Source organism: Pseudomonas nicosulfuronedens (assembly GCF_005877905.1).
Classification (GTDB): Bacteria; Pseudomonadota; Gammaproteobacteria; order Pseudomonadales; family Pseudomonadaceae; genus Pseudomonas; species Pseudomonas nicosulfuronedens.
Genome location: NZ_SWDV01000083.1, coordinates 1 through 4,715, shown reverse-complemented (window position 1 = coordinate 4,715; position 4,715 = coordinate 1). Strand labels below are relative to the sequence as shown.

Annotated in this window: 9 protein-coding genes and 1 pseudogene; all 10 read right to left on the bottom strand. The window is 61.8% G+C overall.

The window, feature by feature from the left end:
• The coding region (locus tag FAS41_RS30255; RefSeq protein ID WP_138526949.1) for a hypothetical protein at nt 1-1,025 on the bottom strand (1,025 nt) is incomplete at its 3' end.
• 140 nt (nt 1,026-1,165) lie between these two features.
• A complete protein-coding gene (locus tag FAS41_RS30250; protein ID WP_138526948.1) occupies nt 1,166-1,405 on the bottom strand; it encodes a major capsid protein in 240 nt (79 codons plus the stop codon).
• 13 nt (nt 1,406-1,418) lie between these two features.
• Nucleotides 1,419-1,670 (bottom strand): hypothetical protein, encoded by a 252-nt coding sequence (locus FAS41_RS30245; protein WP_138526947.1) that lies wholly within the window; start codon nt 1,668-1,670, stop codon nt 1,419-1,421.
• A 1-nt stretch (nt 1,671) separates the two neighbouring features.
• Nucleotides 1,672-1,893, bottom strand: coding sequence for a hypothetical protein (locus FAS41_RS30240; RefSeq protein ID WP_138526946.1), 222 nt, complete (start codon nt 1,891-1,893; stop codon nt 1,672-1,674).
• A gap of 16 nt (nt 1,894-1,909) precedes the next feature.
• Entirely contained in the window at nt 1,910-2,347 is a 438-nt protein-coding gene (locus tag FAS41_RS30235; RefSeq protein WP_138526945.1) for a DNA-binding protein, read from the bottom strand.
• 224 nt (nt 2,348-2,571) lie between these two features.
• Nucleotides 2,572-2,778, bottom strand: a complete 207-nt coding sequence (locus FAS41_RS30230) for a hypothetical protein (protein WP_138526944.1) — start codon at nt 2,776-2,778, stop codon at nt 2,572-2,574.
• Nucleotides 2,768-3,427, bottom strand: coding sequence for a DNA cytosine methyltransferase (locus FAS41_RS30225; RefSeq protein ID WP_138526943.1), 660 nt, complete (start codon nt 3,425-3,427; stop codon nt 2,768-2,770). The genes FAS41_RS30230 and FAS41_RS30225 overlap by 11 nt, the downstream gene beginning before the upstream one ends.
• 3 nt (nt 3,428-3,430) lie before the next feature.
• Nucleotides 3,431-3,763 (bottom strand): lysogeny maintenance protein PflM, encoded by a 333-nt coding sequence (gene pflM, locus FAS41_RS30975; RefSeq protein ID WP_171049594.1) that lies wholly within the window; start codon nt 3,761-3,763, stop codon nt 3,431-3,433.
• Between the two features lie 22 nt (nt 3,764-3,785).
• Nucleotides 3,786-3,917 (bottom strand): annotated as a pseudogene (locus FAS41_RS31350) (Arc family DNA-binding protein); the annotation flags it as partial.
• Entirely contained in the window at nt 3,910-4,182 is a 273-nt protein-coding gene (locus tag FAS41_RS30215; protein ID WP_045217776.1) for a hypothetical protein, read from the bottom strand. The gene FAS41_RS30215 and the pseudogene FAS41_RS31350, both read right to left, overlap by 8 nt.
• Nucleotides 4,183-4,715 lie beyond the last annotated feature (533 nt).

The window sequence follows — 4,715 nt, the reverse complement described above, 5'->3', positions numbered from 1 at the left end:
GCGTTCTCTTTGATCTTCTCGGAGAACTCCTTTTTCGCTTCGGCGACCTTGGCTTCCCAGGTGGTTAGCGCGTCATCCCAGTTGCCTTGCTTGGGTTGCGCCAAGGTCTCTTTCGGGCCGTCGCCGCCGTTGGTGCCGCCATCCCCGCCGCCCGTGCCGCCACCCGTTGAGCCGCCGCCGTCGCCGTTGCCCGTGCCCGGATCGGTGCCGCCGTCACCTCCATTGTTTCCGCCATCACCGCCACCGGTATTACCGCCGGGGTTGTCGGGGTTTTCGTTGCCGCCGCCCGTGGTGGGGAAGCAGGCAGTGCCGGACCACGAATAGCCATCCGGGCATTTGTCGTCGGGATCGATATCAGGAGGGTTGGTTTGCTCGCCGGTGCAGCCGACAGTGCCATTGGCGGTCTTCTCGCACTTGAACTGCTTGGCGAGCTGGTCGAGGTAGTCCTGCAACTGCTGATCGGGGTTGTCCGGGTTATCCGACATGTCGTCGTTGCCCACCGGATTCATATCGACGGTGCAGACGTTGTCGTTGCAGTTCTCTGGCGAGCCGGGTTCGTAGATGCAGCCGTCTTTGATTTCCGGATCGAGGTCGAGCACCGCGCCGCCATCGGTGAAGACGAACTGCACGGCCTTGGTGTACTTGTCGCGGGTCTTGCACTCGGCGTCGCTCGGGCGCTGGATCTCGCAGGCAGCGGTAGCCGGGTTGTACTCACTGCCCTGAGCGCAGCCATCACCGACGCGGGTCAAACCCTGCGAGGCAGCGACTGTTGTGCTGGGCCAGGCCACCGAGAAGTTACACGACGCTTTGTCTGCACCCACCATGACATAGCCGGAGTAACTGACTGTCGCGCCCTGATTGATCCGCTGTAGGTACGACAAGGTGTCGGAGCAGGCGGACGCGGGAGAGTCGAAGTTGGGGCCACTCCGATCGCTGAAAATCCAGTAATACGGCGTCAGTGCGTGAGCACCCCCACTGAACAGCACGACCACGGCGGCGATGGCGAGTCGAAGATGCAGCCCCATGGTTCCTCCAGATAGAAAGAACCCCGCCGAAGCGGGGTCCAGGTTCGGCCACATGAGTGGGGTCAGAAGAATTCGCCGCATCGGTACCCGGTGATGAAGGCGCCGGCGAAGAACGCCCCCAACCACACCGACCAGAGCACTTACGCCTTGCGCAACATGCTGTAGATCAGGCCTGCGACGGCCAGGATGACCAGGGCACCGACGATGTAGCCGCCGATGTTGGACATGTCCGACTTGCCGTCGGTGATGGCCTGTTCCACCGCGCTGGTGTCGATAACGCTGGCGGCGAAGGCCGGAACCGAAGTCACGGCGGTGACGGTGCCGGCGATGCACAGGTTGCGAAGCGCGGTTACCGGGTTGAGTTTTTGCAGTGCGTTCATGAGTGTTTCCTCTCTACTTGGCTTTACGAAGAAGTGACGCGACCCAGCCAGTCAAAAGTCCCGTCACGAATGCCCCGAGAACGCCCGCAGCACCGATGCTGAAGGCCTCCAGGGAGAACCCGCCGTTGACCAGAAGCTCCACGGCTCCAGCGGCCTCGGGCGGAATCAGGTAGGCCTGTTGCCATTCGATCTGCTGGCAGCGCATCAGGCCGTCCGCTGTGGACGCCCAGCTGGTGCAGACCTGAATGGCAACAACGCCTGACATGTCAGCGGGCCTCCTTGCGCGGGCGGTCGCACCAGCTCCAGAAGGAGCGCAGGACGAACCACCACAGGGCGAAGAAGGCGAACGCAGCCGCGACCACAGCGATCACGGAGTCCAGCGGGTAGGGTTTGAGGAACTCGCGCACCGCACGCACGGCAGGCGATACGGCGCAGAGGATTGCCACGTACAGAACCCAGCCGAAGGCGAAACGGAGCGGCGCTTTCATCTACCTACCCTCGCCGTCAGGACTTGCTGCTGTCGGAGGGTTTCTCAGCGGCGGGCTTGTCACTGGCCTGGGGCTGAGTCGGGCGCTGGGCTTGGGGCTGAGGCTGAGCGGGGCGAGCGGCCGGAGCCGGTGCGCTGGCTTCTTTGCCCACGGCCAGCAGCTCGGTCAGGACCTGGGTATTGGTGGTGCGGCCGAATCGGTCCTGGGTCGGGCGGACGACGCTGGCGAACTTGCAGAGCACCGGGGCGCCTTCGAAGACGATGGAGTCCAGAAGGGTCGGCTCAACGTTGTATTCGCTAATTTCGAAACCCTTGGCGTTGCCGCGAGCGGTTTCCGGGATCGGGGAAATCGCCTGGACGCTGGCGAAGATCTCGCCGGACTTGGTGGAGGTGTAGGTGTCGGTCTTGGTGACCCAGAGTTCGACTACGCCGCCAGTGGTTGCAAACATGTTCATCTGAAGCTCCTTTGCCTTTTTCGGGCATGAGTTGACCCGCTGCTGCAAATTGGGCGCATTGGTGGCCGTCTTTCAGCGGGTGTGGTGGTGCCTGGGTTTTGCGGTGGTGCTGGCGGTGAGTGGGGTCAACACAAAGGGCGCTGCCCTTGTCATCCCGCTCTCGCCGCCGAGAGCTCAGGAGCGCGGGGCGGTGGTGCTGCCCCTCACTCCCGAGCGGAGGCTATTCAGGGAGGGGGACGGTCAAGGGTGCGCTTCGCCCGGCGCTCCGTTTGTCCGAACGGAAATGCGCGTTCGGACAAGCCGGTGCGGCGGCCCCGGACCTGATTGGCCCAGGTGGGGATGGTGTGGCGAGCGTGGTAGCGACCTACCACCGCGCCCACTGCCAGCAGGACGAGCCAGAAGATCAGGTGCGGGATCGGGTTAGAAAGCATGGCGGGCCTCCTGGATCAGGGGCAGCTGATACGGTTCCTGACAGATAACCGGAGTCGGCGAGCGGAGTTGCTCGATGACGTAACGGCCCCACTGCTCGGCCATGGCATCAGCGATGCCCTGATAGGTGCGGCTGCGATTCTTCCAGCGGTCAGGGCCTGGCCCCATGTAGTGCACGACCGGGGCGCGCCCGTCGACGATGTCGGTGGGCTCCAGCTTCGGCAGGTTCTCCAGCCAGAAATGGGTTTCCTTGCGCTCGCCGTGGCCGAACATCCAGGGCTGGACGATCTGGTCCGGCTTGCGGATGTGGCTGGAGATGACCGATTTGGGGTTTTCCAGGGCCTTGAAGCGGATCGGTGCAGCCAGCAGGGTGCGGACGAAATCCAGGGCGCGGGCCTGACGACCGTCAGCGATCTTCGCAGCGAAGTGCCGGGCGCCGGAGGTGGCTAGGTCGGTGCACGGAGGATGGGCGATCAGCAGATCCCAGCCCCAATCCAATAGCTCCAGGACATTGCCTTGGAAGTGCTCACCCTCCTGCTCGGTGGGCAGCAGGTCGCAGCTGACGGCGTAGAAGCCAGCACGGGTCAGGGCGTCACGAACACGCCCGGAGAACTCGCAGGCAACCAGGGCGGTGGGCTGACGATTACGCATGGCTCAGCCCTCCAGCTCGAATGGCTCGCGCACCGGGACGAAGGGCGTCGGCCTGCCGCTGTCGTAGATAACGTGCCAGTACTTCGGGGGACGGAGCGCGGGCATGTGTTTCGCGCAGGTAAAACCCCGTTCCACCCGGTAGGTCGAGGAGATCGAGCGCCACACTCCAGCGACCTTCGTCATCACGGTAACTACGGTGACGACTCGCGTAGGGCGGCATTCGGTGCACGGTGTGGATTGGCAGGGACTGATTTTCCCCAGTTCGCGACGGGACCAGCAGACAGAGCAGTCGCAGTCCAATGAATGCGGTCGGTGCAGGTACTTGCTCGGAAGCATCGGCGGGCACCTCCCCTTCGAAGCTCTGTTGAAGGCGGAAGACCAGTTCGGCGTTCAGGGAGCGCAGGGAAGCTTCGGCAGCTCGCTCCACCTGGGAGCGCAAGGCGGGAGGCATGCGCAGCTTGAACTGGGAGAAAGACCGGGCGTCATTCATCGTCGTAATCCCCTTGGCAGAAGATCGACTTACCCCGGTCGAGGTCGCGGCGGATTTTGTGCAGGTTGATGACGCGACGGCGGCCAATCTTGGCGGTTGGCACGGTCTTGGTTTCGACCCAGCCGCGCACCACGTCTTCGGTGATGTCCTCTAGGCCCAGCATCTGAGCGAATACCGCCTGGGAGCAGAACGGAGCGGTACGGAAGTCCGTGACCTTTTCCATCGCGCCCGTGACGGTGAACCCCACTATTCCAGACTCTTCCATAGCTATTGACCTATAATCGGAGCACATGGCTATTTATGACTGGCAGTATTTGCTAGTCACATATAGCCGATTATAGGCAAGAGAAAACTATTTACTAGCATTATTTGCCAATTTATTAGATGAAAAAAGAATGATAAGAGAGCGAATAGTCGCAATCTGGGAATACAAGAAGCTGACCGCCAAAAAGCTGGAAGAGCTCAGCGGCATCGATCGCGAGAAGTGGTATGCCTTGCGGAAAGGGGGGCGCAGAGCAAATGAGGACGATATAGAGTCGATGGTAAAGATCCATCCTCAGTACGCGCTTTGGTTGGTTAGCGGCCAAATCGCACCTGAGGCTGGTCAGACGAGTCCTGAGTTCGACGAAGCCAATCGAAACTTGACTGCTCACGGCGTGGGATAGCGATTACTACAAAGGTTGCTAGGCGCTGGTACGCCCATAAAGTGGATGCTGAGGAGTAGACGGTTGGATGCCTCCTACCAGAGAGCCTATATCCAGCCGTGACTAAAGTAGGACGGCTGCTCACGCAGAAGCC